Source organism: Corticibacter populi (assembly GCF_004217315.1).
Lineage (GTDB): Bacteria > Pseudomonadota > Gammaproteobacteria > Burkholderiales > Burkholderiaceae_C > Lampropedia > Lampropedia populi.
Genome location: NZ_SGWR01000003.1, coordinates 287,237 through 313,784, shown reverse-complemented (window position 1 = coordinate 313,784; position 26,548 = coordinate 287,237). Strand labels below are relative to the sequence as shown.

27 protein-coding genes are annotated in these 26,548 nt (G+C 67.1%); 11 read left to right on the top strand and 16 right to left on the bottom strand.

The genetic code is table 11. The features are described from left to right. Nucleotide 1: 1 nt before the first annotated feature. From mdcG to mdcA, 5 genes are all read right to left on the bottom strand, one after another. Nucleotides 2-721: a malonate decarboxylase holo-[acyl-carrier-protein] synthase gene (gene mdcG, locus EV687_RS12340; RefSeq protein WP_122228241.1), complete on the bottom strand. Its 720-nt coding sequence runs from the start codon at nt 719-721 to the stop codon at nt 2-4. Further along, nucleotides 721-1,434, bottom strand: coding sequence for a biotin-independent malonate decarboxylase subunit gamma (mdcE, locus tag EV687_RS12335; RefSeq protein WP_122228244.1), 714 nt, complete (start codon nt 1,432-1,434; stop codon nt 721-723). Before mdcE ends, mdcG begins: the two co-directional genes overlap by 1 nt. After that, nucleotides 1,431-2,336, bottom strand: coding sequence for a biotin-independent malonate decarboxylase subunit beta (locus EV687_RS12330; protein ID WP_122228247.1), 906 nt, complete (start codon nt 2,334-2,336; stop codon nt 1,431-1,433). Before EV687_RS12330 ends, mdcE begins: the two co-directional genes overlap by 4 nt. Then, nucleotides 2,333-2,674, bottom strand: a complete 342-nt coding sequence (gene mdcC, locus EV687_RS12325) for a malonate decarboxylase acyl carrier protein (RefSeq protein ID WP_122228250.1) — start codon at nt 2,672-2,674, stop codon at nt 2,333-2,335. Before mdcC ends, EV687_RS12330 begins: the two co-directional genes overlap by 4 nt. Before the next feature lie 117 nt (nt 2,675-2,791). Then, the gene (gene mdcA / locus EV687_RS12320; protein ID WP_122228971.1) at nt 2,792-4,474 is read right to left on the bottom strand and encodes a malonate decarboxylase subunit alpha; all 1,683 of its coding nucleotides are present in this window, start codon (nt 4,472-4,474) and stop codon (nt 2,792-2,794) included. Between the two features lie 297 nt (nt 4,475-4,771). Between mdcA and EV687_RS12315 the strand changes: the two genes are divergently transcribed. After that, complete coding sequence (locus EV687_RS12315) at nt 4,772-5,434, top strand: glutathione S-transferase family protein (protein ID WP_122228253.1); 663 nt, start codon at nt 4,772-4,774, stop codon at nt 5,432-5,434. Here the strand turns inward: EV687_RS12315 and EV687_RS12310 are convergent. From EV687_RS12310 to EV687_RS12300, 3 genes are all read right to left on the bottom strand, one after another. Next, a complete protein-coding gene (locus tag EV687_RS12310; protein WP_122228256.1) occupies nt 5,418-6,341 on the bottom strand; it encodes a LysR family transcriptional regulator in 924 nt (307 codons plus the stop codon). The genes EV687_RS12315 and EV687_RS12310 overlap by 17 nt on opposite strands. A 64-nt stretch (nt 6,342-6,405) precedes the next feature. After that, nucleotides 6,406-7,386 (bottom strand): Bug family tripartite tricarboxylate transporter substrate binding protein, encoded by a 981-nt coding sequence (locus tag EV687_RS12305; protein ID WP_122228259.1) that lies wholly within the window; start codon nt 7,384-7,386, stop codon nt 6,406-6,408. 128 nt (nt 7,387-7,514) lie between these two features. Further along, a complete protein-coding gene (locus tag EV687_RS12300) occupies nt 7,515-8,489 on the bottom strand; it encodes a Bug family tripartite tricarboxylate transporter substrate binding protein (protein WP_122228973.1) in 975 nt (324 codons plus the stop codon). A gap of 277 nt (nt 8,490-8,766) precedes the next feature. Here EV687_RS12300 and EV687_RS12295 point away from each other — a divergent pair, with 277 nt between their 5' ends. Together EV687_RS12295 and EV687_RS12290 are read left to right on the top strand one after the other, a co-directional pair. Then, entirely contained in the window at nt 8,767-10,200 is a 1,434-nt protein-coding gene (locus tag EV687_RS12295; RefSeq protein ID WP_122228262.1) for a M20 family metallopeptidase, read from the top strand. 84 nt (nt 10,201-10,284) lie between these two features. Continuing rightward, nucleotides 10,285-10,791: a YbaK/EbsC family protein gene (locus EV687_RS12290; protein ID WP_122228265.1), complete on the top strand. Its 507-nt coding sequence runs from the start codon at nt 10,285-10,287 to the stop codon at nt 10,789-10,791. Nucleotides 10,792-10,991: 200 nt separating this feature from the next. Here the strand turns inward: EV687_RS12290 and EV687_RS12285 are convergent, their stop codons facing one another. Genes EV687_RS12285 through EV687_RS12265 form a run of 5 tightly spaced genes read right to left on the bottom strand, consistent with a single transcriptional unit; the run spans nt 10,992 to nt 16,338 of the window. Then, the gene (locus tag EV687_RS12285; RefSeq protein ID WP_122228268.1) at nt 10,992-11,870 is read right to left on the bottom strand and encodes an ATP-binding cassette domain-containing protein; all 879 of its coding nucleotides are present in this window, start codon (nt 11,868-11,870) and stop codon (nt 10,992-10,994) included. Between the two features lie 18 nt (nt 11,871-11,888). Further along, on the bottom strand, nt 11,889-12,908 hold the full coding sequence (locus EV687_RS12280) for an ABC transporter ATP-binding protein (protein ID WP_122228271.1): 1,020 nt from the start codon (nt 12,906-12,908) through the stop codon (nt 11,889-11,891). A 26-nt stretch (nt 12,909-12,934) separates the two neighbouring features. Further along, nucleotides 12,935-13,852: an ABC transporter permease gene (locus tag EV687_RS12275; protein WP_122228274.1), complete on the bottom strand. Its 918-nt coding sequence runs from the start codon at nt 13,850-13,852 to the stop codon at nt 12,935-12,937. 10 nt (nt 13,853-13,862) lie between these two features. Further along, complete coding sequence (locus tag EV687_RS12270; protein ID WP_122228277.1) at nt 13,863-14,780, bottom strand: ABC transporter permease; 918 nt, start codon at nt 14,778-14,780, stop codon at nt 13,863-13,865. Nucleotides 14,781-14,802: 22 nt separating this feature from the next. Next, nucleotides 14,803-16,338, bottom strand: coding sequence for an ABC transporter substrate-binding protein (locus EV687_RS12265; protein ID WP_122228280.1), 1,536 nt, complete (start codon nt 16,336-16,338; stop codon nt 14,803-14,805). Nucleotides 16,339-16,502: 164 nt separating this feature from the next. Between EV687_RS12265 and EV687_RS12260 the strand changes: the two genes are divergently transcribed. Continuing rightward, complete coding sequence (locus EV687_RS12260) at nt 16,503-17,426, top strand: LysR family transcriptional regulator (protein ID WP_122228975.1); 924 nt, start codon at nt 16,503-16,505, stop codon at nt 17,424-17,426. Nucleotides 17,427-17,485: 59 nt separating this feature from the next. Here the strand turns inward: EV687_RS12260 and EV687_RS12255 are convergent, their stop codons facing one another. The 3 genes from EV687_RS12255 to EV687_RS12245 all read right to left on the bottom strand — a co-directional run bounded on the left by EV687_RS12255 (nt 17,486) and on the right by EV687_RS12245 (nt 20,289). Continuing rightward, nucleotides 17,486-18,463: an NAD(P)H-dependent flavin oxidoreductase gene (locus EV687_RS12255; RefSeq protein WP_122228282.1), complete on the bottom strand. Its 978-nt coding sequence runs from the start codon at nt 18,461-18,463 to the stop codon at nt 17,486-17,488. Nucleotides 18,464-18,543: 80 nt separating this feature from the next. Then, nucleotides 18,544-19,434: a LysR family transcriptional regulator gene (locus tag EV687_RS12250; protein ID WP_278044262.1), complete on the bottom strand. Its 891-nt coding sequence runs from the start codon at nt 19,432-19,434 to the stop codon at nt 18,544-18,546. Nucleotides 19,435-19,494: 60 nt separating this feature from the next. Next, the gene (locus EV687_RS12245; protein WP_122228288.1) at nt 19,495-20,289 is read right to left on the bottom strand and encodes a crotonase/enoyl-CoA hydratase family protein; all 795 of its coding nucleotides are present in this window, start codon (nt 20,287-20,289) and stop codon (nt 19,495-19,497) included. A gap of 337 nt (nt 20,290-20,626) precedes the next feature. On the opposite strand from EV687_RS12245, the gene EV687_RS12240 reads away from it, so the two are divergent. The 7 genes from EV687_RS12240 to EV687_RS12210 are packed head-to-tail and all read left to right on the top strand — an operon-like array spanning nt 20,627 to nt 26,546. Then, entirely contained in the window at nt 20,627-21,853 is a 1,227-nt protein-coding gene (locus tag EV687_RS12240; protein WP_122228291.1) for a CaiB/BaiF CoA transferase family protein, read from the top strand. Nucleotides 21,854-21,897: 44 nt separating this feature from the next. Beyond that, on the top strand, nt 21,898-22,872 hold the full coding sequence (locus EV687_RS12235; protein WP_122228294.1) for a Bug family tripartite tricarboxylate transporter substrate binding protein: 975 nt from the start codon (nt 21,898-21,900) through the stop codon (nt 22,870-22,872). A 3-nt stretch (nt 22,873-22,875) separates the two neighbouring features. Beyond that, nucleotides 22,876-23,352, top strand: coding sequence for a MaoC family dehydratase (locus EV687_RS12230; protein WP_122228297.1), 477 nt, complete (start codon nt 22,876-22,878; stop codon nt 23,350-23,352). A gap of 24 nt (nt 23,353-23,376) precedes the next feature. Beyond that, nucleotides 23,377-24,174, top strand: a complete 798-nt coding sequence (locus tag EV687_RS12225; RefSeq protein WP_162846581.1) for an enoyl-CoA hydratase/isomerase family protein — start codon at nt 23,377-23,379, stop codon at nt 24,172-24,174. Then, nucleotides 24,171-24,575: a Zn-ribbon domain-containing OB-fold protein gene (locus EV687_RS12220; protein WP_122228302.1), complete on the top strand. Its 405-nt coding sequence runs from the start codon at nt 24,171-24,173 to the stop codon at nt 24,573-24,575. The genes EV687_RS12225 and EV687_RS12220 overlap by 4 nt, the downstream gene beginning before the upstream one ends. Next, nucleotides 24,572-25,729 (top strand): thiolase, encoded by a 1,158-nt coding sequence (locus EV687_RS12215; RefSeq protein WP_122228305.1) that lies wholly within the window; start codon nt 24,572-24,574, stop codon nt 25,727-25,729. Before EV687_RS12220 ends, EV687_RS12215 begins: the two co-directional genes overlap by 4 nt. Nucleotides 25,730-25,769: 40 nt before the next feature. Next, the gene (locus tag EV687_RS12210; RefSeq protein ID WP_122228308.1) at nt 25,770-26,546 is read left to right on the top strand and encodes an SDR family NAD(P)-dependent oxidoreductase; all 777 of its coding nucleotides are present in this window, start codon (nt 25,770-25,772) and stop codon (nt 26,544-26,546) included. The last annotated feature ends 2 nt before the right edge of the window (nt 26,547-26,548 follow it).

Sequence of the window (26,548 nt, the reverse complement as noted above, 5' to 3'; positions counted from 1 at the left end):
GTCAAGCCCCCTGCGGGTTGATCAGGGGCGTGGCGGTCGGCCACCACGGTTGGCTGTGCAATTGCACGCCATCGATGCGTTTGACCAGCATGGCCTGCGCCTGGCCGTTGCGCCAACGCTGCCATTCACGCCATGGCACCGCGCCATGGTCTGGCCCTGCCAGTTCCCCATCCAGACGCGGCATGCCCTGGGCTTCGCCAGGCCACGCGCTCAGGCAGGCCACGACACGGTCGGCCTGCTCGGCATCGCGCACCGGCAGCAGCACGTCCACATCGGACGTCGGCCGCACGTATGCCAGCTTGCTCAACCACTGCCAGCCAAAGCTGCCGTACACGCGCGCCTCACAGCCTTCGCGCCGCAACGCCGCAGTCAGCGCCTGCCAGGCCTGGCGGCAGGCTGGGGGCATCAAGTCGGCCACTGCCGCCATGGTCGGGAAGTCGCCACATGCGCGGATGCCCGCTGGCTCAACGGCGATGCTCAAACGCCCACGGCCCCACTGCTGCGGCATTGCCAGGCCCAGATGGATGCGCTGGGGCCCCGCAGCAGCCGCCCGGCCGACTTCTGGTTGACGCGCCACCACCAGCGGCAACCGCTGGCGGTGCCAGTGCGACAGGCAGGCCTGGGCTGGCTCATCCCACGGCGTTGCCGCCAGCGTGTTGGCCCAGGCCGCCTGCGTCAACCAGGCCAGGCGATGGCGCTGCAAGGGCGAAGCGGCCTGCATCACGGCGCCTGCAACACCTGCGCGATCACGTCGGCAGCCAACCGCCTCCCACCGCGGGCAGCGCCATCGGCGGCGCGGACATCGCGCACCGGCGTGTCGGCCAGTGCGGCGCGCAAGGTTGGCGCCAGGGCGCCTGCGGCGTCGGCGCGCCAAAGGCTGCGCACACCGCCCATGGCAACGTAGTTGTCCACACCGGGCGCGAACACCGGGTTGGCTTGCGCCAACTGCTCCAACATGGCTTCGGGCAGCTTGGTCACGCGCGCCATCGCAGGGATGCGCATGACGCGGATTTCCGCCTCCGGCAGTGCGTAGCAGGCATCGGCGATCAACCCCGAAGTGATGAAACCGCCCGACAGCGCCTGGTCATACACCAGCCCCAGCACGCGGTGGCCCTGGCGGCGCGCCAGATCGATGGCCATGCCAAGATGCGCCATCGCGCGGTTGATGCCCAGCAGTTCATCGCGGCGGCGCAACTGCTGGCCTTGCGTGTCGATCAGCAGCAGGATCGGCCGGCCCGGCTGCTGCGCAATGGTGTCGAGCACCACGCGCGCCTGCTGCAGCGCCAACTGCACGCCAATCGGCGCATGCCCGGTGGTGCCCAGCACGGTGATGGGCTGACCATCGAGCTGGCCGGTGCCGTGCAAAAACAGGCCGTTCTGCCGGATCGCATGGTCGGCGCCAAACAGCGCCTGGGCAACGTCTTGCCAATTCATGCCTGCCCCCCTTGTGGCCGCAGCTGCTTGGCCTGCGCCACCTCCAACGCCCCAATGTCCGCCGCACGCGCCACGCCCAGGCGTCGCCACAAGGTGGTGGCTTCGTCGGCCTCTTGCTGCGCCCATTCTTCCGGCGTGATCAATGCCAGACGCTGCTGCAGCAAGGCGTGCTCCGCCTCCAGCCCGGCCAGCGCCACCGGCCCGCGCGCGGGCTGGCGCATGCCGGCAATCGCCGCGGTGCGAAACGCCTCGATGCGGTCGTCCACCAGATCGTCGCAATCGCCGGTGAGCCAGCGGTGCTTGCCGCCACTGGTGCGCCAGACCAGCGCCCGATCACGAGAGTCAAACTCGTCCACGCCATGCGAGGCCTCGATCACCTCCGGCCCCGACATCGCCAGCCGCCCCACGTCGCTCATCACGATGTGGTTGGCACAGCGCGCGACGATGCCCATGCCGCCAAAACAGCCGTTCTTGCCGCCAATCAGCACCACCACCGGAATGCCGGCGTTGCGCACGTCCAGCAGCGCCCGCATCACCTCCGAAACCGCGATCAGCCCGGCATTGGCCTCGTGCAGCCGCACGCCGCCCGATTCGGCCAGCAGCACCACCGCCGCCGGCTTATCGCGCAGCGCACGCTGCAGCAGACCGACCAGCTTGGCACCGTGCACCTCGCCGACGCCGCCGCCCATGAACTCGCCCTCTTGCGCGGCGACGAACACCGCCGCGCCATCGAGCCGCGCCTGGCCGATCACCACGCCATCGTCGAACGACGAAGGCACACCCAATTGCGCCAGGTGTGGGCTGGACAGGCGCGCCGCCGGCGGCAGCCATTCCTGGAAGCTGCCGGCATCGAACAGCGCCTGCACACGCTGACGCGCGGTGGATTCGAGGTAGCTGCTCATCGGGCTGGCTCCTGGCTGGCGCGCAGCTCGGCCACGGCCTGGTCCAGCCGCAGGCTGACCACCGCTGGCGTGGCGCCCATGTCGTTGATGGCGAAGCGCACGCCGGCCAGCGGGTGGCGCTGGTGAAAATCACGCGCCACGGCCTGCCAGATCGGCCCGAAGCCACGCGCCGAGGTGCTGACCTCGATGGCGCAGACGCTGCCGCTGGCGGGCTCGGCCAGCACTTCCAGGTTGCCGGAGCCGACCACGCCGACCAGCACCGGCGCGAAATCACCGGCGGGCACGGTGCCGTCGAAGGTATAGGCCAGGGTTTCCAGGCCGGGAGGGATATCGCTCATGTCTTGCCAACTCCTTCAGGACTTATGCAAACAAGGATGTGCAGCGGTGGCTTGCAACGGCAAAACACGTTCGCTGCGCCGGATTTGCGTAAGTCGTTTTCTTCATTGCCGGGCCGCTCACCAATTGCGAAAACGCGCCGGCGGCTGGTACAGCCCGCCCGAGGCGCGCACCAGCTCGCGCATGCTGCGTGCGGCCAGCAGATTGCGCGTGGCCGCGCGCGGGTCGATGCCCAGATCCTGCGGGCGGCGGATCACGCCGCGGTCGCGCAGGTTCTCGACCATGCGGCGGTCGCGCCCCAGGCCCACCTGCGTGTAGCCGGCCACGCCGCGAATCGCCTGCTCGCGCTCCTCGTCGCTGCGGCACAGCAGCAGGTTGGCGATGCCTTCTTCCGTGAGGATGTGGGTCACGTCGTCGCCATAGACCATGATCGGCGGCAATTGCATGCCGGTCTGCTCCTGCAGCGTCCAGGCATCCAGCCGCTCGACGAAGGCCGGCTCCATGTGCTCACGAAAGGTCTCGACCATCTGCACCACGAGCTTCTGCCCGCGCGGCGTGCCGGCCGCACCGCCGCGCCCTTGCCGCGCCTCGCGCCCGGCCTTGAGCCAGGCCGCGCTGGCGTGGCGCCGCCCGCGCGCGTCGGCGCCCATGTTGGGCGCGCCGCCAAAACCGGCAATGCGCCCCAGCGTGGCGGTGGAACTGTTGCCATCCAGGTCGATCTGCAGCGTCGAGCCGATGAACAAATCGCAGGCGTAATGCCCGGCCGCCTGGCAGAACGCACGGTTGCTGCGCAGGCTGCCGTCCGGCCCGGTGAAAAACACGTCGGAGCGCGCGCGAATGTAATCCTCCATGCCCAGCTCGGAGCCGAACGAGTGCACGGACTGCACCCACCCGGCCTCGATCGCCGGAATCAGCGCCGGGTGCGGATTGAGCGCCCAATGCTGGCAAATCTTGCCTTTCAGCCCCAGCGCCTCGCCATACGTGGGCAGCAGCAGTTCGATCGCCGCCGTGTCAAAACCGATGCCGTGGTTGAGGCGCTGCACGCCGTACTCGGCATAAATGCCCTTGATCGCCATCATGGCCATCAGCACCTGGATCTCGCTGATCTGCGCCGGATCGCGCGTGAACAGCGGCTCGATGAAGTGCGGGCGCGTCGCCGGCACCACGAAGCTGACCCAATCGGCCGGAATGTCCACGCGCGGCAGCGTGGTGGTGGCGCCATCGACCAGCTCGTTGACCTGCGCGATCACGATGCCGCCGGAGAACGCCGTGGCCTCGACGATGGCCGGCGTGTCTTCGGTGTTCGGGCCGGTGTAGAGGTTGCCCTCGGCATCCGCCGCCTGCGCGGCAATCAGCGCGACGTTCGGCGTCAGGTCCACGAAGTAGCGCGCGAACAGCTCCAGATAGGTGTGGATGGCGCCGATGTTGAGCCGCCCGGCCGACGCCAGCCGCGCCAGCCGCGCGCCCTGCGGGCCGGAGAAGCTGAAGTCCAGCCGGTTGGCGATGCCCTTCTCGAACACATCGAGATGCTGCGGCAGCGCCAGCACCGACTGCACCATGTGCAAATCGTGCACCCTGGCCGGATCGACCGCCACCAGCGCATCGGCCAGAAAGTCGGCCTGCTTCTGGTTGTTGCCTTCCAAGCAAACCCGATCGCCCGGCTGCAACACCGCCTCCAGCAACGCCTTGGCCGCCTCCGCGGCGACGCACTTGCCGCGCAGTTGCGGGCCCAGCGCCGCAGCCGCACGGCTCAGGCGTTGCTGGCGCGCCTGTGCGCGGGTATTCCAATCTCGGTCTTGCATAGGCTTGGCCACCATTCTTTTTACGCAACCCTTTGTCTGCATCTGCGCCGCACGATAGCGGCGGCATGGCATCGGAATCAATGAAGCGCCTGGCGTATCTTTTACGGTCGCCGTAACAATCGCGGGTTAATACCGAGATGCCTGAGATGCGCCGCGCTGGCCGCGGCTGCTGCGTGCAACGCTTGCACCATGGCGACAAATCCTTTGACGCGCCTGGAAGCGGGCACGATGATGGCATCCCCTTGCCGGTGCCCAGTCACCGCGCCCGGCTTCATCGCTTGAAAAAGATTGCACGCCATGTACACCCTGTTTTTCGCCCCCGGCACCTGCTCGCTGGCCAGCCATATCGCGCTGGAAGAATCGGGCCTGCCATTCACCGCGCAGCGCGTGGATTTCGCCAAGAACGAGCAACGCTCGCCGGCGTTCTTGCAGCTCAACCCGAAAGGCCGCGTGCCGGCGCTGCGCACGCCCGACGGCATCCTGACGGAGACGCTCGCCATCCTCGCCTTCATCGCCCAGACGGCCCCCGAGCGCCAGCTTGCGCCGCTGGATCCGCCGTTCGCCTTTGCGCAGATGCAGGCGTTCAATACCTTCCTCGCAGCCACCGTGCACGTGGCGCACGCGCATGGCCGGCGCGGCAGCCGCTGGGCCGACGCGCCGGCCTCGCTGGCAGACATGAAAGCCAAAGTGCCGCACACCATGGGCGAGAACTTCGCGCTGATCGAGCACGGCATGCTGCAAGGCCCGTGGGTGCTGGGCGAGCGCTACTCGGTGGCCGATCCGTACCTGTTCACCATGGCTGGCTGGCTGGAGAGCGATGGCGTGGAGATCGCCCGCTTTCCCAAGGTGCACGACCATTTCCGCCGCATGCATGAGCGGCCCGCCGTGCAGCGCGCATTGGCCACCGAGCAAGCTTCAGCCACAGCCGCGCTCATGCCGAAGACTATGAACACGGTCTGAGCGACGGGCCCAGGCTACGGCACACGGCCAACAGGCTGAGGACGTTGGGATCGCGCTCGCGGGCCTTGAGAAACACCAGGCCGACCTGGTGCGGCACGCGATAGCGCGGCGCCAGCGGCAGCCACTGGATCGGCTCGGACGAAGCATCCCGCGCGCGCGTCGGCAGCAACGCACAGCCGATGCCGCCTTTGACAAGGTTCATCAGCGAGAAGATGTCGCTGGTGCGCATGGCGATCTGCGGCGCGAAGCCGGCACGGCGAAACGCCTCCTGCACGTTCTTGCCGGTGGCGAAGTCCTCCCCCAGCGTGATGAACTTCTCAGCGGCGTACTGCTGCAACTCCAGCGGACCGTCCCCCCGAACACGCCACTGCGGCGGCGCGGCAAACACCAGTTCATCCTCGAACATCGGCAGCGTTTCGAGATTCTGCAACTGCTCCGGCAGCACGATCAGCACGGCATCGAGGCTGTTGCGGTGCAGCCGGTCGAGCAGCCGGTCGTTGGCGTCGAGCACCAGCTCCGTCTGCAGGTCGGGCTTGCGCGCGCGCAGCTCCGCCACCAGACGCGGCACCAGCCTGAGCGTGAGGGAATACAACGAGCCGATGCGCAACTGGTCGGATGAGTAACCGCCCGCCTCGCGCACGGCCCGAACGCCCTGCGCCATGCCGTCCAACACCTCGCGCGCCACGTCTGCCAGCACCTGGGCCGACTCCAGCGGCACCAAGTTGCGCCCCTCATGGCGAAACAGCGCGCAGCGCGTGCCCTCCTCCAGACTCTTGAGCGCACGGTGCACGCTGACTGCGCTGGTGCCCAGTTGCTCGCCGGCACGCGCCAGATTGCCCGTCTCCAGGAAGGCGAGCAAGGCTTCGAGCTTGCGAAAGGTGATCTGTTCGTCGATGCGGTGGCTCATGGCGGCATCGTAACGGGCGAAAGACCCTGGCGGCGGCTGCGCCGCAACCGCCGCGCCGCGCCGCTTATTCGACCTCAATCTGCGCGCGTTGGGCGACGTCGCGGAACCTGGTGATCTCTGCTTCAGTGCGCTGGCGAAAGGCCGCCTCGTCGAGAAACACCGGCAACAACGCGCCTTGATCCAGCGTGCTGCGGACTTTCTCCGATGCCAGCGCGGTACGCAGCGCATCGCTGAGCCTGGCGCGCACCGGGGCCGGCGTGCCGGCGGGCAGCGCCACGGCGTACCAGCCACTGAAGGTGGCGTCGGCCAGACCGCTTTCGGCCACGGTCGGCACGTCCGGCAACTGCGGCACGCGCTCGGCGCTGAACACAGCCAACGCCCGCAGTTTGCCCGCCTGGATGTGCGGCAACGACGAGGACAGGGTATCGAAGGCCATGCCGATCTCGCCGCCCATCACGCCCATCACTGCTTGTGCACTGCCCCGGTAGGGCACGGCCGAGAGCTTGATGTTGGCGGTGAGCGCAAACATCTCCCCCAGCAGGTGTGGCGCCGAGCCGGGGCCGAAGGTGGCGTACTGCAGCCCCGCCTTGTCAGCGGCTGCGGCGGTGAGCAGATCCTGCAAGGTCGCGTAGGGAGAGTCGGGCCGCACCACCAGCACCATGGGCGCGTCAGCCACCACCGCCAGCAGGTCGAAATCCTTCAGCGGATCGTAGGGCACGTCGTTGCGCAGCGCCGGCACCACGGTGTAGGTGGAAGAGCCCGAGACCAGCAGCGTGTAGCCATCGGCTGGCGCACGCGCCACGGCGTTGGCGCCGATCATGGTGCTGGCACCGGGTCGGTTGTCCACCACCACCGACTGGCCGAGTTGCGCGTGCAGGCGCTCGGCCAGCACCCGCGCCACCAGGTCGGTGGCGCCACCAGGGCCGAACGGCACCACGATTTTCAACGCCTTGTCAGGATAGCCATCGGCCAGGACCGGGCCGGTGCCCAGGCCCAGCCCCAGCGGCGCGGCCGCAAGAAGTTGCAAAAGAGCACGACGCTGCATGAAAGATCCTTGAGAGGTTGAGAGCGCCGCCATTCTAGGAAGCGTGCGGCACCAGCCACAATTGCCGATTCGTGAGCTGCTTGTTGCCACTCCGGCAATGCTGACATGGCAACAGGCAGCGCACGGCCTCACTCCAGCACGATGTTGGCCTGCGCGGCCACTTTCTTGAAAGTGCCGATTTCCTGCTCGACCCGCGTCTTGAACGGTGCTTCGGGCAGAAACACCGGCAGCATGGCAGCCTTGTCCAGCGCCTGGCGCACCGGGTCGGAAGCCATGGCCTTTTCCAGCGCCCTGCTCAGCCGCTGGCGCACCTCGGGAGGCGTACCTTTTGGCAGGGCAATCGCGATCCAGCCGCTGAACGTGGCATCGGGCAAGCCCAACTCGGCCATGGTGGGCACATCCGGCAGTTGTGCCACGCGCCGCGGACCGAACGACGCCAGCGCGCGCAAGTGGCCGGACTGGATGCGCGGCAGCGTCGCCGCCAGCGTGTCCGGGGCGATGTCCACCTCACTGCCCATCACGCCCAGCACCGCCTGCGCACTGCCGCGGTACGGTACCGGCGAGAGTTCGACGTCGGCCACCATCGAGAAGATTTCACCCATGAGGTGGGTCACCGAGCCCGTGCCGTAAGTGGCATAAGTCAACTTGCCCGGTTCGCTGCGCGCGCGCTCCAGCACTTGCGGAGCCGACTGGATGGGACCGGCAGCGTTCGTCACCAGCACCATCGGCAGATCGGCGACCACCCCCAATAGATCGAAATCCCGCAGCGTGTCGTAAGGCAAACTGCGGCTCAGCGCCGGCAGCACCGTGTAGGTCGATGAGCCCGACAGCAGCAGCGTGTAGCCATCCGGCTCGGCCCGCGCCACCACGTTGGCGCCGATGATGGTGCTGGCGCCGGGCCGGTTCTCGACGATCACCGCCTGCCCCAGATCGGCCGACAGCGGCTCGGAAAGCACGCGGGCCACCATGTCGTTGGCGCCACCGGGGCCGAACGGCACGATGATGCGCACCGGCTTGACGGGGTAATCGCCGGCCAGCGCCGGCGCCTGCAGCAGCGCGATGCCGCACAGCGCGCCCAGCAACAGTTTTTTGCCTGTGTTCATGGCGTTGTCTCCTTGCATGTTGTGATTCTTCAAGCACCGGCGAACTGCCGGTACGCGGAAAATTCTGGGAGCCCCCGTGAGTGGCCACAAGCACAGATTCGAGAAGCGCCACTTGCCGTATCGGCAAAGCGGGCAGCCATTGCCGATACGGCAAGCAACCGCTGCCATTTCGATGCTTGTCAGCAACGCTGTCCGGAGCTTAGATTGAGCGCGCGCAGCCTGCCAGATCGTCCATGCAGGCGGCAAAATGCCAACCCCTTTCTCCTTCCCGTCCACCATGACCAGAACCCACGCCATCGCTCAGGCAGCCGCGCATTTCGATCGCGGCGATTTCTTTCGCACGCTGCAGACTTTGGTGGCCTGCCCGACCGAATGCCAGGAGCCCAGCCGCAGCGCATCCCTGCACGACTACCTGACCGAGCAGTTGGCGCCGCGGCTGCAGGCGCTGGGCTTCGAGTGCCAGATACTGCCCAACCCCATCGCCGAGGCGCCGCCATTCATGGTGGCGCGCCGCATCGAGGCCGATGCCGCGTTCACGGTGCTGGGCTACGGCCACGGCGACGTGGTGCTCGGCCACGCCGGCCAGTGGCGCGAGAACCGCTCGCCCTGGGAGCTGCAGGCCGATGGCGACCGCTGGTACGGCCGCGGCGCCGCCGACAACAAGGGCCAGCACGTCATCAACCTGACGGCGTTGGCCGAAGTCATCGCCGCCCGCCAAGGGCGCCTCGGCTACAACGTCACATGGATCTTCGAGATGGGCGAAGAGATCGGCTCACCCGGCCTCAACGCCTTCTGCGCCCGGCATGCCGAATTGCTGCGTGCCGACCTGTTCCTCGCCTCGGACGGGCCGCGCCTGGGAGCCACCAAACCCACCGTGTTCCTGGGCTCGCGCGGGGGCTTCACCTTCGAGCTGCGCCTGGACCTGCGCGAGGGCGCTCACCATTCTGGCAACTGGGGCGGACTGCTGCGCAACCCGGCCTGGCGGCTGGCGCATGCGCTGGCCAGCCTGGTCGACGCACACGGCCGCATTCTGGTGCCGGGCCTGCTGCCGCGTGAGTTGCCAGCCAACGTGCGCGCCGCGCTGCGCGACGTGCAGGTCGCCAGCGACCCGGGCGATCCGGCCATTGACCCCGACTGGGGCGAGCCGGGCCTGACGCCAGCCGAGCAGGTGTTCGGCTGGAACACGCTGGAAATCCTGGCCTTCACCGCCGGCAATCCCGAGGCGCCGGTCAACGCCATCCCGGGCAGTGCCCGCGCCATGTGCCAGATCCGCTTCGTCGTCGGCAGCGACGACGACCACTTCCTGCAGCACATCCGCGCGCATCTGGATGCGCACGGCTTCGACGACGTGCAGGTGGCGCAAAGCGGCGAGCTGTTCCGCGCCACCCGGCTCGATCCGGACAGCCCCTGGGTGCGGCTGGCACTGCAATCGCTGGCCCAGACCACCGGCAAATCGCCCACGCTGCTGCCCAACCTGGGCGGCAGCCTGCCCAACGACGTGTTCTCCGAGACGCTGGGCCTGCCCACCGTCTGGGTGCCGCATTCCTACCCCGCCTGCTCGCAACACGCGCCCAACGAACACCTGCTGGGCAGCGTGGCGCGCGAAGGCCTGCAGATCATGGCCGGGCTGTACTGGGACCTGGCCGAGCAAGGCGGCGCCATTGCGCAGGCGGTGCGCCAGCAACACGACGCCGAAGTGCTGGCGAAGTAGGGCCAAAGGCACGGCAGTCGCGCTGCAGCCCGGCGGGCAGCAGTACATTACCGCCCGTCTCAAACCTTCAGGATCAAAAACACCATGTGTGGAGCCGAACTCAAGCCCCTGCCCAAAGGGGCGCAACGCGTGGCCGACTGGCTGCAGCAGCGCGGCCATGCGCACCTGCCGGTGCTGCTGCAGGATTCAACCCGCACCGCGCAGGAGGCTGCCGATACGCTGGGCGTGCAGGTCGGGCAAGTGGCCAAGAGCATCATCTTCCGCCGCCTGCCCGATGAGGTGGCGGTGCTGGTGGTGGCCGCCGGCGACCACCGCGTCGATGCGGCCAAGGTGCAGGCGCTGGTGTGTGGCCAGGGGCAGGAACTGGCGCGTGCCGATGCCGCGTTCGTGAAGGCGCAGACCGGCTTTTCGATCGGTGGCGTGGCGCCGGTGGCGCACGCCCGGGCGGTGGTGGCGTTGATCGACCAGGACCTTGCCCGCTTCGACACCATCTGGGCCGCCGCCGGCCATCCGCATGCGATGTTCCAGCTCACGCCGGCGCAATTGCAGGCGTTGATGCAGGCGCCACAGGCCGACATCGCCGCCGATTGAGGCGGGCGGGCACACCCCGCCGCGCCGAAGGCGGCTTAGAACCTGTTCATGGTCTCTGCGTGAGGCGTGTGAAGAGTGGATCGGGATGGGCTGCAAGGCGCAAACCGCAGCGATACCGGGTGGTATCGCGAGGATTTGCAACGCGGCAGAGCGCCCGAGACCACCTTCACACGACCACGACAGAGATCATGAACAGGTTCTTATACCGCCGCAGCCAGCACGGCGTCGCGCCGGATGTCCGGGATGCCCAGCCCCGGCTCGGGCGTGAGGGCCGAATCGAGCAGCATGCGGGTGTACGGATGGGCCGGCCGGTCGAAGATCTGCGCGCGCTCGCCCTGCTCGACGATGCGGCCTTGCACCATCACGGCAACGCGGTCGACCAGGTGTTCGACCACGCCAAGGTCGTGGCTGATGAACAGGTAGCTCAGGCCCAGCTCGGCCTTCAGGTCCATCAGCAGGTTGAGGATTTGCGCCTGCACCGAGACGTCCAGCGCCGAGGTCGGCTCGTCGCAGATCAGGATGTCGGGCTGCAGGATCAGCGCGCGCGCAATCGCCACGCGTTGGCGCTGGCCGCCCGAGAGCTGGCCGGGATACTGGCTGAGCGTGCGCTGCGGCATGCCGACGCGATCGAGCATCTCGCGCACCACGCTGCGCTGCGAGGCGGCATCGCCCACGCCGTGCAGGCGCAGCGGCAGGCCGACGATGCGCTCGATGGTGTGGCGCGGGTTCAGCGATGAGTACGGATCCTGGAAGATCGGCTGGATGTGGCGCGCGTTGGCGTGGCGCTGGCGCGGATCGACCTCCTTGCCGTGGATCAGCACGTTGCCGGAGCTGGGTTCGAGCAGGCCCAGCAGCATCTTGGCCAACGTGCTCTTGCCGCAGCCAGATTCGCCCACCAGCCCCAGCGTCTCGCCACGGCGCAAGCGCAGCGAGACGTGGTTGACGGCCAGGATTTCTCCGGGTGTCTTGAACAGGCCGCGCTTGAGTTTGAAGCTGCGGGTGAGGTCGCACAGTTCCAGCACGATGGGTGCGTCGGTGTCGCTATCGAGGTCGCGGGAAGGGGTAATAGAAGTCGTCATGCAGGCTCTCCACAAGGTTCAGGCGACGGCCTTGAGGCCAGCTTGTTCGATGGCACGGCTGCAGCGCACGCTGTGCGCCACGGCACCGGGCAGCGGCAGCAACTCGGGCGCGGTCGCGGCGCAGCCGCTGCTGTTGGCGTGGGCGCAGCGGTTGGCAAAGGCACAGCCCTGCACACCGCCGATCAGGCTGGGCACCACGCCGGGGATGGCCTGCAGCCGGCTGCCCGGCGCAGTGCGCCCGCGCACCGGAATGCAGCCGAGCAGGCCGCGCGTGTAGGGATGGCTGGGCTGCTCGTAGAGCGCACGCACCGGCGCGGTCTCGACCACCTGGCCGGCGTACATCACGGCCACCCGATCGGCGATGCGCGCGACCACGCCCAGATCGTGGGTGATGAAGACCACGGCGGTGCCGAACTCCTGCTGCAGCTCGCGCAGCAGCCGCAGGATCTGCGCCTGGATGGTCACGTCCAGCGCGGTGGTGGGCTCATCGGCGATGATCAGCGCGGGCTCGCACATCAGCGCCATGGCAATCATCACGCGCTGGCGCAGCCCGCCCGAGAGCTGGTGCGGATACTGCCGCAGCCGGTCGGCGGCCATCGGCACGCCGGCGCGTTCGAGCAGGTAGACGGCACGCTCGCGCGCCTGGGCACGGCTGACCTTGCGGTGCGCCAGCATGGCCTCGCAGAGCTGGTCGCCCAGCGTGAACGAGGGGTTGAGCGAGGTCATCGGCTCCTGGAAGATCATCGACATGCGCGCGCCGCGCACCCGCGTGAGCTGGCGCTCGGACAGCACCAGCAGGTTCTCGCCGCAGAATTCCATGCGCTCGGCGGTGCGCTTGGCTTTGGCGGGCAGCAGGCCCATCAGCGCCAGCGAGGTCATGGACTTGCCGCAGCCCGATTCGCCCACCAGGCACAGCATTTCGCCGCGCTGCACCTGCAGGTCGATGCCGCGCACCGCCTGCAGTTCGCCGCGCGGCGTGGGCAGCGCCACGCGCAGGTTTTTCACGTCGAGGATGGTTTGGCTCGTGGTTTGGCTCATGCTTGTACTCCTGTCGATTGCGGCCATCAGCTGCGGCCGTCGGGGGTTGCGAGATCGCGGATGCCATCGCCCACCAGGTTGATGGCCAGCACCAGCACCGCCAGTACCACGCCGGGGATCAGGATCACCCACGGCTGGAAGAACATGTAGGCCTTGCCTTCGGCGACCATCAGGCCCCACGACGGCGTGGGCGGCTGCACGCCCAGGCCGAGGAAGGACAGCGTGGCTTCGAGCAGGATGGCGTGCGCCATCTCCAGCGTCGCCACCACGGTGAGCGCGCCCATGATGTTGGGCAGCAGCTCGCGCAGCAGGATGTAGGGCGTGGAGGCGCCCAGCGTCTTGGCCGAGGCGATGAACTCGGCATCGCGCAACTGCTGCGTGACCGAGCGCGTGACGATGGCGAAGCGGTCCCACAGCAGCAGGCCCAGCAGCACGATCACCACCGTCACCGAGCCGCCCACCAGCGAGGCCATGGCCAGCGCCACCAGCACCACCGGCATCGCCAGGCGCGTGGTGATGAGGTAGCTCACCACCGCATCGACCCGGCCACCGTAGTAGCCGGCCAGCACGCCCATGGTGGTGCCGATCAGGCCCGAGATGCAGGCCACCGACAAGCCGATCAGCAGCGATACGCGGGCGCCGAACAGCAGGCGGCTGAGGTAGTCGCGCCCGAGGTTGTCGGTGCCCAGCACGTGCTCCCAGCTGCCTTTGGCGTTCCACACCGGCGGGATCAACCGCCGCGTGACGTCTTGCGCGTAGGGATCGTGCGGAGCCAGCCAGGGCGCCAGCAGCGCCGCGATGGCGATCACCGCCAGCACCAGCGCGCCCAGGATGAAGCCGCGGTGGCCCAGCATGCGCCGCAGGATGCGGCGCCATGGACCTGGCTCGGCCGCGGTCGTCAAGGCGCTGGCGACGGCGGGAGCAAGTGGGGTGGTCGTTGTCATGGAGGATTCCTCAGCGGGTACGGATGCGCGGATCGAGCAAGGCGTTGAGCACGTCGGCCAGGAAGGTCAGGGCGATGTAGAAGACGGCGATGATCAGCACCACCGCCTGCACCACGGGGTAGTCGTTGCGGGCAATCGAATCCCAGGCGAGCTGGCCCAGGCCCTGCAGCGAGTAGACCGACTCGATCACCACCGAGCCGCCGAGCATGAAGCCCAGCTCCACCGCCGCCAGCGCCACCACCGGGATGATGGCGTTGCGCAGCGCGTGCTTGAAGACCACGCGCGGGCGGCTCAGGCCCTTGGCGCGGGCGGTGCGGATGTAATCCGAGCCCAGCACGTCGAGCATGCCCGCGCGCGTCAGCCGCATGATCGATGGCATGGCGTAGTAGCCCAGCGCCACCGCCGGCAGCACGAAGTGCAGCCAGGTGGCGTTGCCGGCCACCGGCAGCCACTTGAGCGTGACCGAGAAGATCACGATCAGCGTCAGCGCGAACCAGAAGTTGGGCATGGCCTGGCCGATCACCGCCACGCCCAGCGCGCTGCGGTCGATCCAGGTATCGCGCCAGACGGCGGCGGCCACGCCCAGCGGAATCGCCACCAGCAGCGCCAGCGCGAGCGCCACCGTACCGAGCTTGAGGGTAATCGGCAGGCGCTCGGCGATCAGCTCCATCACCGGGTTGGGGAAGTAGTACGACTGGCCGAAATCCAGCCGCAACGCCGACCAGAACCAACTGCCGAACTGCTCGATGACGGGCCGGTCCAGCCCGTGCTGCACGCGGATCGCCTCGATGTCGGCGGCGCTGGACTCCGGCCCCGCAATCGCCGCGGCCAGGTCGCCCGAGAGATGCAACAGCATGAAGCTGACCACCGCCACCGTCAGCACCACACTCAGCGCCACCAGCAGGCGGCGAAACACATAGATCAGCATGGCATGGCCCTCCTGCAGACCATCATTTCCAGCTGGAGAGGAAGAAGCGCGGCAGCTCGTCGGGGAAAGCCTCGAACTGCAGATCGGACGTGAAGGCGTAGTTCACCGAGTAGCTGAACAGCGGCGCCCACATCGCCTCGGCGCTGATGCGGTCCAGCGCCTGGGCATACTTCTGCTTGCGCACCTCGGGCTCGATGGCGGTGTTGCCGGCCTGCACCAGCTCGATCACCTGCGGATCCTTGGCGGTGTCGTCCGGGCCGCCGGTGAAGTAGTTGCCGACGAAAGCCGAGGCATCGTTGACCGAGTACGAGCCCCAGGCCTGGAAGGTCATCGCCGCGCGGCCGGAGGCCGCCTCGGCCCGCATCGCCGGGTACTGCACGAAGTGCAAGCGGGCGCGGATGCCGGCCTTGCGCAAATCGCCAATCATGGCCTCGGCGTACTCGCGCTCACGGTAGGCCCACAAGTCGGTCTCGAAGCCGTCGGGGTAGCCGGCCTCGGCCAGCAGCGCCTTGGCCTTGGCCGGGTCGTACGCATATTGCGTCACGCCTGCCGTCTCGCACCCGAACTGGGTGCGAAAGCACGGCGCATGCACCACCTGGCTGCCGCCGCGCACCAGATTGGCGGCAATCGCCTCGCGGTTGATGGCATGGTTGACGGCCTGGCGCACACGCACGTCCTTGAACGGCGCGCTGGCCGGCGACTCACCATGGTTGTTGAGCGTCAGAAAACCCACGCGCATGGTCTCGTCGCTCAGCACCGCAAGCTGCGGCATCGCCCCCATCGCATCGGCCTGGTCGGCCGGCACGCGCCAGATCCAGTCGACCTCGCCGGTCATCAGTTGCGCCGCACGCGCCTCCGGATCGCGGATCACCTTGAACACCACCTTGCCGATGGCCGGCTGGCCCTTGGCACTGGCGGCAAAGTAGCCGTCGAACTTCTCCATCGTCACGCCCTGCCCTGGCTGCACCGCGGTGATGCGGTATGGCCCGGTGCCCACCGGCGCCTTGCTGAAGCCCTCCAGACCGACCTTCTCGACGTAGGCGGCGGGGAAGATCGGCGTCGGACCGGCCAGGTACTCCAGCGCGGCCGGGAACGGGGCCTTCAGCACGATGCGCACCTGCGTGTTGCCGAGCTTCTCGACGTGGTCGATCCAGCCGGTGTTCTGGCGCGTGGTGATCTTTGCATCCGGGCCGGTGACGACGTTGAAGGTGTAGACCACGTCGTCGGCACCGAAGGCATCGCCGTTGTGGAAGGTCACACCGTCGCGCAGGTCCAGCACCAACGCGGTGGGCGACTCCCACTCCCACTTCGTGGCCAGTTGCGGCTTGTACTCGCCGCTGTGCGGATCGCGGTAGATCAGCGTGTCCCAGGCCATGTGCGAGAGGATCACGCCCTCGCGCATGTTGTTGTGGTAGGGGCTGATGTTCTCGACCTCGCTGTCGGAGGCATAGACCAATGTGTCATTGGCCTTGCCAGCCCACACCGAGGCAGTCGTGCACAAGCCCAGTGCCAGTGCTGCACCCAAACGGCGCACCCAAAGAGGAGTTGCTTGCTTCATATCGGACCTTTCATCACGTGACGCATGGAGATGCCGTCACCGACGCAAGACAAATGCCACAAACCATTGCCAAAACATATTGTTTTAATACCAATTCATTCTCATAATGGCAATGCAAACAACCCCTCCAGCCCCTCGCCATGCCAGACCACCGCCCCCCCGCCCTGCTCTCGCGCTACCTGCAGGACACCTCGATGCGCTACTTCCTGGAGGTGGTGCGCACCGGCTCCATCGCCGAGGCCTCGCAGCGCCTGAACGTGGCCGGCTCGGCCATCAGCCGCCACATCACGCAGCTCGAAGAGCGCCTGAATGTGAGCCTGTTCGAGCGCCGTCCGCGCGGCATGGTGCTCAGCGCCGCCGGCGAGCTGCTGGCCAACTACGCCATCAAGCTCGCGCACGACAGCGAGCGCGTGGCGCACGACATCCAGGCCCTGCAGGGGCTGCAGCGCGGCCGGGTGCGCGTGGCCACCTCCGAAGGCTTCGGCATGGAGTTCCTGCCGCAGTTGATCGCCACCTTCCAGCAAGGCAACCCAGGCGTGCAGTTCAACCTGGACGTGCTGGCGCCGGCGGAGGTGTCCCGGCGCGTGCTCCAGAGCGATGCCGACATCGGCCTGACGTTCACGCTCTCGGTGGAGAAGGACATCTGTGTCGAGCTGGTACGTCCGGCGCCGATCTACGCGGTGATGCGCAAGGGCCATCCGCTCGCGGCACAAAAGCGCATCAGCGTCTCGCAGATGGCGGCCTGGCCGCTGGCCCTGCCCGCGCCTGACACCACGGTGCGCCAGTTGTTCGACATCGTCTGCAGCCGCAAGCGCGTGGCCATCAGCCCGGCACTGACCAGCAACTACATCACCGGCCTGTTCGGGTTCCTGCGCGACCACGATGGCGTCACCATCGCCAGCCAGATCTCGATCCGCAACCAGGTGGCGCGTGGCGAACTCGCTGCCGTGGCGCTGCGTGACCAGGGTTTTGCCATGCGCAACCTGGAAGTGCAGACCCTGGCCGGCCGCGAGCTGCCGCGCGCGGCACAGGCGTTTCTCAAGGATCTGATCGGCGAGCTATCGAACGAAACGCTCAGCCTACCTTGAGGCGCTGCGGGCTCTTGATATGCAGGGCATCGGCCCAGCGGCGGCGATAGCCAGATCCATCAACGCAACATGGCAGCCTGAGGTGCGATGAGCCGCTGCCGGGCATCTTCGTACTGCTGCACAAGGCGCTGAATCAATACGGCTGCAGGCACCACGCCTTTGATCACACCAATGCCCTGGCCACACCCCCAGATATCGCGCCAGGCCTTGCTGCCATCGCGCGTACTGAAATCCATTTTGCTGGGGTCGCTGGCCGGCAGGGCATCGGGATCCATGCCGGCGTTGCGGATGCTGCCCTTGAGATAGTTGCCGTGCACGCCAGTGTAGAAATTGCTGTAGACGATGTCGTCAGAGGTGCTCGCCAGGAGCATGGCCTTATAGGCGTCGACCGCCCTTGCCTCATGCGTGGCGATGAAGGCCGAACCGATGTAGGCAAAATCGGCGCCCATGGCCTGCGCTGCCAGTATCGCGCTGCCGGTGGCAATGGCGCCCGACAACGCCAGTGGTCCGTCGAACCATTCCCGGATTTCCTGCAGCAACGCAAACGGGCTTTTCACACTGGCGTGTCCGCCCGCACCCGCAGCCACGGCGATCAAGCCGTCGGCGCCCTTCTCCATCGCCTTGTGGGCAAAGGCGTTGTTGACCACGTCGTGCATGACCACCCCACCCCAGGCGTGCACGGCGTGGTTGACGTCTTCGCGCGCACCCAGGCTGGTGATGACGATGGGCACCCGGTACTTGGCGCACAGCGCCATGTCCTGTTCCAAGCGGCTATTGCTTTTGTGCACGATCTGGTTGATGGCGAAAGGGGCCGTAGGACGGGTGGGATGGGCGCGGTCGTGCGCAGCCAAAGCCTCGGTAATCTCGGCCAGCCACTCGTCCAACTGCGCCGTTGGTCTGGCGTTGAGTGCAGGCATGGCGCCGACGACGCCGGCCGTGCACTGGGCAACGACCAACTTGGGCGTGCTGACGATGAACATTGGCGAGCCTATGATCGGCAATGGCATCCGCGCCAATGCGCCGGGAAATCTGTGCATGGTTAATCTCCTTGATACTCGAGTTGTTCCGTGTGGATCGGCCAGCACGGGTGAGCCATGAAAGCGTCAATCGGTGGCACTTACCCCACCGCAAAACACTTCAGCGCGGCCTCCTGGAAGCCCGGCACCGCTGGATTGGCCATTTCGGGCACGAGCAGCGCCAAGCCGATGTCGGCCGCCGGCGCGATGTCGTGGATCGCCCGGTACGCCACGCCCGGATTCGGGCTGTTCTGCATGATCGATGGCACCAGGGCCACGCCCAAGCCACTCTCGACCAGGGAGAGTACGGTCTGCACCTGGGTGGCCTCCTGGGCAATGCGGGGCAGGAAACCCGCCTGCTGGCACGCCAGCATGGCCATGGCCTGCAAGCCGGCGGCATCGCCGCGGGTGTAGAACACGAATGGCTCGCCAGCCAGCATGTCCATGCGGAGCTCGGCATGGGCCGTCAGCGCGTTTCCCAGCGGCACTGCAGCCACGAAGCGCTCCGTGAGCAGCGGCTTCAACCGGACCTGGGCAGAGGCCATCAGGGGTGTGCGCACCAAGCCTACGTCGAGCTCTCCACGCTCGACTCGGTCGGCGATCTGCACCGAGGTCGCCTCCTTCAACACCAGTTGGACCGCCGGGAAATCGGCACGGAACTGCCGAACGATCCGCTGCAGCACGCCATGGGTGGTCGAGCCGACAAAACCGATGCGCAGGCACCCGCCCGTACCTGCCGCAGTCGCTTGCACCGTCGCAATCAACTGGCTGTTGTGGAACAACAAACGGCGCGCTTCCACCAAGGCCGCCTGGCCCGCAACGGTGAGCGTGACACCCCCTGCGCCACCGCGCTCGAACAATCTGACGCCCAGATCGGACTCCAGCTTCTGGATCGACACCGTCAGAGGCGGCTGCGCCATATGCAAACGCTCCGCCGCACGCCGGAAATTCAGCGTTTGCGCCAGCACCATGAACTGGCGTATGCGCTTCATGTCCAGTATCGGCCCGCTGTATGGAGACTCTCCCAGATCGGTCTGCTTCATACGAGGGCTTCAGCGGTCGAAGTTGGGCGCGCGCTTTTCGAGGAACGCGGCGACGGCTTCGGCGTGCTCTGGCGTCTTGTGGGCCAGGGCCTGGAATGCCGCCGACATTTCCAGCAAGGTGTCCAGGCGCGTATGCATGGCTTCGCGCATCAGGCGTTTGGTCATCCGCATCGCTTGCGGTGGATGCGCGGTGATGCGCGCCGCCAACTCCTGCGCCGCCGCCATGAGCTGATCGTGCGGCACGACACGCGAGACCAGTCCCCATTCCAGCGCGCGCTGCGCATCGATGATCTCGGCGGTGAAGGTCAGTTCGGCAGCACGCGCCATGCCGATCACGCGCGGCAGCAGCCAGGCTCCACCATCGCCGGGGATGATGCCCAGCTTCACGAAACTCTCGGCAAAGCGAGCCTGCTCCGACGCGATGCGCAGATCGCACATGCACGCCAAGTCAAGACCCGCGCCGATGGCCGGCCCATTGACCGCCGCAATCACCGGAACCTCCAGGTTGAACAGAGCCAGCGGCAAACGCTGGATGCCATCGCGGTAGTCCTGCCGAATGCGCAGCGGCTCGACACGCGGATCGGCCTGTGCCTGCATGGCCCGGATGTCGCCGCCGGCAGAAAACACCGTCCCGGCCCCCGTCAGGATGACTGCCCGCACACTCGCGTCATGCTGGATGCGCTCGATCGCTGCGACGAACTCTTGCACCGCACTGTTGCCGGTCAATGGATTGCGCCGCTCGGGCTGATCCATCGTCAGAGTAACTACATGGCCCGTCTGCTGATAGCGCAGGAAGTCGTTCATACTGCTCTCCTATGGTTAATACCGATACACAATCAGTATTATTTAATTATTCATTGATATCTTCTTTTATGTTCGACTTTAAGTTTATTCTTTATTTTCAACCATGTCGATACTAAAAATATATCAAAAATAATAAAAATAATATTGGATGTATTCTGAAAGCGGGCATAGCATCTAGGGAAGGTCTGCAAAACCCTATCGGTAAGCGCGGGCCGCGCTGGTGGATGCAGCGCGCGGCGGTTTTTGTGGTCAATAGCGATGCGCCGCCAGAGCGGATTCGCGCGGCGATATGGGTTTTGCAGACCTTCCCTAGACATCAAAAAACAAGGAGACAAGCATGAGCGCCACCACGCTCGGGCATTTGAAGGTGCTCGACCTCACCCGCATCCTGGCCGGCCCGTGGGCGACCCAGAATCTCGCCGATCTGGGCGCGGAGGTCATCAAGGTCGAGCGTCCTGGCGCGGGAGACGACACGCGCGCCTGGGGCCCGCCCTTCCTGGTCGATCGCGATGGCAGGGAAACGCCCGATTCCTCCTACTTCCTCTCGGCCAACCGCGGCAAGAAGTCGATCACCGTCGACCTCGCGCACCCCGAAGGCCAGGCACTCATCCGCGAGCTGGCCAGGCAAGCGGACGTGGTGGTCGAGAACTACAAGGTCGGCACCCTGGCGCGCTACGGGCTGGATTACGCCAGCCTGAGCGCCATCAACCCCCGCCTGGTGTACTGCTCGATCACCGGCTTCGGCCAGGATGGCCCCTACGCGATGCTGCCCGGCTACGACTTCGTGTTCCAGGGCATGGGGGGCCTCATGAGCATCACCGGCCAGCCCGAAGGCGCGGCCGGCGACGAGCCCATGAAAGTCGGCATCGCCATCAGCGACCTGCTGACGGGCATGTACGCCACCTCGGCGATTCTGGCGGCGCTGGAGCACCGCCATGTCAGCGGCGAGGGCCAGCACATCGACCTCTCGCTGCTCGACTGCATGGTCAGCATCAGCTCGTACCAGGCCATCAACTACTTTCTCTCCGGCAAAGTGCCGCGCCGCATGGGCAATGCGCACTCCAACATGGTCCCCTACCAGGTCTTTCGCTGCAAGGAAGGCGATGTGATCGTGGCGGTCGGCAACGACGGCCAGTTCCGCGCCCTTTGCAAGCTGATTGGCCGGGAAGATCTTGCGACCGACGCGCGCTACCACACGCCCGGCCAGCGCAATCGCAACCGCGACACCCTGATCCCGGCCATCGCCGAGGCGCTGCTGCTGCGTCCGATGCAGGAATGGGTGGATCTGATGGAAGCGGCCAACGTGCCCTGCGGCCCCATCTACAACATGCAGCAGGTGTTCGAGGACCCGCAGGTGGCCCATCGCGGCATGCGCTTGTCGCTGCCGCACGGCGCCGGCACGCACGCCCCCGCAGTGGCCAGCCCGATCCGGCTGTCCAAAACGCCGATCCAGTACGGCCACTCCGCCCCCGTGCTGGGAGAGCACACGGACCAGGTGCTGAGCGATGCCATCGGGATATCACCTGAGCGAATCGCACTATTGCGCGAACAAGGCGTCATCTGAACGCAGGTTTCATCCACAAGAACTCGACAAGGAGACATACACATATGCAACGCAAAACCTTCATTCGCGGTGCCCTGGCATTGGCCGCAGTGCCGCTAGTGGGCACGCGCGCCATGGCGCAGGCAAAAGGCGGCACCATCCGCTTCATCGTGCCCTACCCGCCCGGTGGTGCGGGCGACCAGGTCACCCGCCTGGTGGCCCATGAAGCCAGCTCGGTGCTGGGCCAGCCCATCGTCATCGAGAACCGGGGCGGCGCCGCCGGCATGATCGCGGCGCAGGCCGTGCTGCAAGCCGAACCGGATGGCGCCACCTTCTATGTCGGGGCCAACGCCCCGCTGGTGATCAACCAGGCCATCTACAGCAAGATGGCCTACGACCCCGCCAAAGACTTCGTGCCGGTCGCCGGCATGGGCCGCGCCTCGCTGCTGCTGGTCGCTCGCAACAGCCTGGGAGTGCACAATCTGGAGGAACTGGTCGAAGCCGCCAAAAAGGCCCCCAATCCGCTGAGCATGGGATCGGCCAGCAGCGGCAACATCACCCACCTGGCAGGGGAATACGCCGCCAGCCAGTTGGGGTTCAAGGTTTCGCACATTCCCTTTCCGGGCAGCGCCCCGGCCATCACGGCGATGCTGGGCGACCACATCGACATCATGTTCGATGCCTTACCGTCGTGCATCCAACATGCCCGCGCGGGCCGCATCACACCCATCGCCATCCTGGACAAGCAGCGCTTTCCCCTGCTGCCCGACGTGCCCAGCATGCAGGAACTGGGCCATCCCGAGCTGGATGCCGCCGCGTGGTTTGGCGTAGCGGCGCGCACCGGCACGCCCCAGCCGGCGATTGACGGTTTGAACCAGGCCATCAACGCAGCATTGAAAAAGCCCGAGCTGGTCGAGAAGCTGAGAAACATCGGCGCGCTGCCGATGCCTGGCTCGCCGGAACAGTTTGCGCAATTCATCGCGGCCGAACGCCGCCAATGGATGCCGCTGGCCCAATCGCTGGGTGTGAAGGCGGACTGAGCCATGACAGACCAGCACCCCCAACACAGCTTCGACTCGATCGCCGCACTGAAAGCGTTCGTCGGCCAGCCCCCTGTAGTCGGCGCCGCCATCCTGGTCGATCAGGCCACCATCGATACATTTGCGTCGGTCACCCACGACCAGCAATGGATCCACGTCGACCCCGCACGCGCCGCGGTGGAGTCGCCCTTCAAGACCACCATCGCGCATGGCTTGCTCACGCTGTCGCTGATCACTGGCTGGTACCACCGGCTGTTCGCGTTCCCGGGTCGCAAGCTGGCACTCAACTACGGCTTCGACAAGGTGCGCTTCACCTCGCCGGTGCCCAGCGGCAGCGCACTGGTCGGCAGCTTTCAACTGGTGCGGGTCGAGGACATCCGCGACAACGAGGCCCGCTGCACCTGGCACGTCGAAGTGCGCGCCGAGGGCGCCGAGCGTCCGGCCATGGTGGCCGAGTGGCTGATGCAACTGCGCTACTGAACCGACGGCCCGAAAGGAATTCCCATGCCCGTACTGGAACTCACCCGCAGCGGCCCGACCGCCGTATTGACCATGAACCGGCCGCATGCGCGCAACGCGCTCGACCTGGAGTTGCGCCAGGCTTTCGCCGAGTGCCTGCCGCAGGTGCGCGACGACCCGGCCATCCGTGCCGTGGTGCTCACCGGCGCCGGCGGCCATTTCTGCGCCGGCGGCGACATCCGCGCCATGGGCGGTGGCCAGGGCAACACCGACGTGTTCGAGGGCCGCAGCCGCATCCGCGCCATGCACCGCTGGTTCGATGAACTGGTCGATCTGGAAAAGCCCGTCATCGCCGCGGTCGACGGCGTCGCCTATGGCGCCGGCCTGTCGCTGGCGCTGGCGGCCGACATCGTGCTGGCCACGCCGCGCACCAGTTTCTGCGCGGTGTTTGCCCGCATCGGCTACGTGCCGGACCTGGGCGGCATGTACCTGCTGCCCCGCGCGGTCGGGCTGGCGCGCGCCAAGGAGCTGGCGTTCTCGGCCCGCGTCGTCGATGCGCACGAGGCCCAGGCGCTGGGCATCGTGCAGCAGGTGGTCAGCGAGGGCACGGTGCTGGATGCGGCCGTGGCCCTGGCCGCACGCTTCGAGCATGCCCCGGCAGGCGCGCTGGGCATCGTCAAATCGGTGATGAACCACGCGTTCGAATCGGACCGGCGCAGCGTCTACCAGCAGGAGGCACTGGCGCAATCGCTGTGCCGCGAGAGCGCCTTCCACCAGGAGGCCGCGCGGCGTTTTCTCGGCAAGCAGCCGCCCTTGTACCAATGGCCCCAGGAGCAAGCATGACGACCGCCACCAAGCCCCCTGCCGAGCTGCAGCCGCAGCAGGAATACTTTGCCCATCTGGCCCAGGGCCGGTTCATGCTCCAGCGTTCGCGCAGCACTGGCGAGTATGTGTTCTACCCGCGCGTGGCGGCGCCGCGCAGCGGCGCGCGCGACCTCGAATGGGTGGCCGCCAGCGGCCGTGGCACGGTGTATGCCACGACCGTGATGCGCGTGCGCCCGCCCGCCTCGCCCTACAACGTCTGCCTGGTGCAGCTGGAGGAAGGCCCGCGCATGATGAGCCGGGTCGAAGGCCTGGCGCCCGAAGCGGTGGCCGTGGGCCTGCCGGTGCGCGCCCGCGTCGCCCTGGATGAAGACCAGCAGCCCGTGGTGGTGTTCGACCCTGCCACACAGGAGGGCCAATGACCCAGGAACGCTTTCCCCGCGGCCGCACAGCCATCGTATCGTCGGCCACCTACGGCATCGGCGAGGCGCCGGGCCGCTCATCCCTCGACTTGGCCGCCTCGGCCAGCCTGCGCGCACTCGACGCCATCGACCTGTCGCCAGCGGACGTCGATGGCCTTTTCATCAGCCTGCCGGACGACTACCTCTCCGGTCTGAGCTTCACCGAATACCTGGGCATCGCGCCCCGGCTGACGGACAACAACCGCACCGGCGGCTCCTCGTTCCAGACCTACGCCATCCATGCCGCGCTGGCGCTGGACGCGGGCCTGTGCGACGTGGCGCTGATCGCCTACGGCAGCAACCAGCGCAGCGCCGCCGGCAAGCTGGTCAGCGCGCTCAAGCCCTCGCCCTATGAGGCGCCGTACAAGCTCGCGCGCCCGGTGGGCGGCTATGCGCTGGCGGCATCGCGCTACATAGCGCAGTACGGCTTGAAGAAAGAACAGCTCGGCGCCGTTGCGCTGGCCGCGCGCGCCTGGGCCCGCAAGAATCCGGAAGCCTTCATGCGCGATCCGCTCACCATGGAGGACTATCTGACGGCGCGCATGGTCGCCGACCCCTTCTCGGTGCGGGACTGCTGCCTGGTCACCGATGGCGCGGCGGCCGTGGTGATGGTGCGGGCCGAGCGTGCCAAAGACTTGTGCGCGCAGCCAGCCTACCTGCTCGGCGGCGCGGCGGCCACCTGGCACAAGGACATCACCAACATGCCGGACCTCACCGTCACCGCCGCCTCGCTCAGCGGACCACGCGCGATGGCGCAGGCTGGCGTGACGCCGGCCGACATCGACATCGTCGAGCTGTACGACGCCTTCACGCTCAACACCATTTTGTTCCTCGAAGACCTGGGCTTTTGCGCCAAGGGCGAAGGTGGCGCCTTCGTCGAGCACGGCCGCATCGGGCCGGGCGGCGCGCTGGCGGTCAACACCAACGGCGGTGGGCTCTCCTGCGTGCATCCCGGCATGTACGGGCTGTTCACGATGGTGGAAGCGGCGCAGCAACTGGCCGGCACGGCCGGCGCGCGGCAGGTGCCGGGCGCCCGCCTGGCCTTGGCCCATGGCAATGGCGGGGAACTCTCCAGCCAGGCCACGCTGGTGCTGGGCAGCGCGGAAACCCTTTAAACCTGGCTGGATCCATTCAGAAGCATACGGAGCAGACACCATGCAAGATGCCGCTTTTTCATTGGCAAACAAACAAGTCATCGTCACGGGCGCGGGCCAGGGCATCGGCCGCGCCATCGCCACCAGCGTCGTCGCGCTGGGCGGCAAGGTCGTCGCCGTCGACCTCAACGACGCGGCACTGGCCGCGCTGCAGGGCGAACTGGGGCCGGCGCAATGTGCCATCGTTGCCGGCAGTGTCGCCGACGCCGCAGTCGCCGAACAGGCCGTGGCGGCCGGCGTGCAGGCCTTTGGCGGCGTCAACGGCCTGGTCAACAACGCCGGTGTCACGCGCACCGCGATGATCGACAAGATGACGCAGCAGGACTGGCAACTGGTCATCGACGTGCACCTCTCGGGCTCGTTCTACTTCCTTCAGGCGCTGGGCCGCCACCTGCTGGCGCGCGCCAAGGGCGGGGAAGCCATTGCCGGGGCCATCGTCAACATCTCATCCGACGCGGGCCGGCGCGGCACCATCGGGCAGATCAACTATGGCGCCGCCAAGGCCGGCGTGCTGGGACTGACGATGTGTGCCGCGCGGGAATGGGCCAGGTACAACATCCGCGTCAACACCATCGGCTTCGGCGTCGTCGAGACGCCGATGACCGAAACCATCCGGGGCGAGAAATTCCGCGACACCTACCTGCAGCAAATCCCGCTGGGGCGCTGGGGGGACGCGGCAGAAGTCGCACGCCCGGTTTGCTTCCTGCTCTCCGATGCGGCGTCCTACGTCACCGGCCAGCACCTCTCGGCCAACGGCGGCTACACCATCGGCGTATGAGC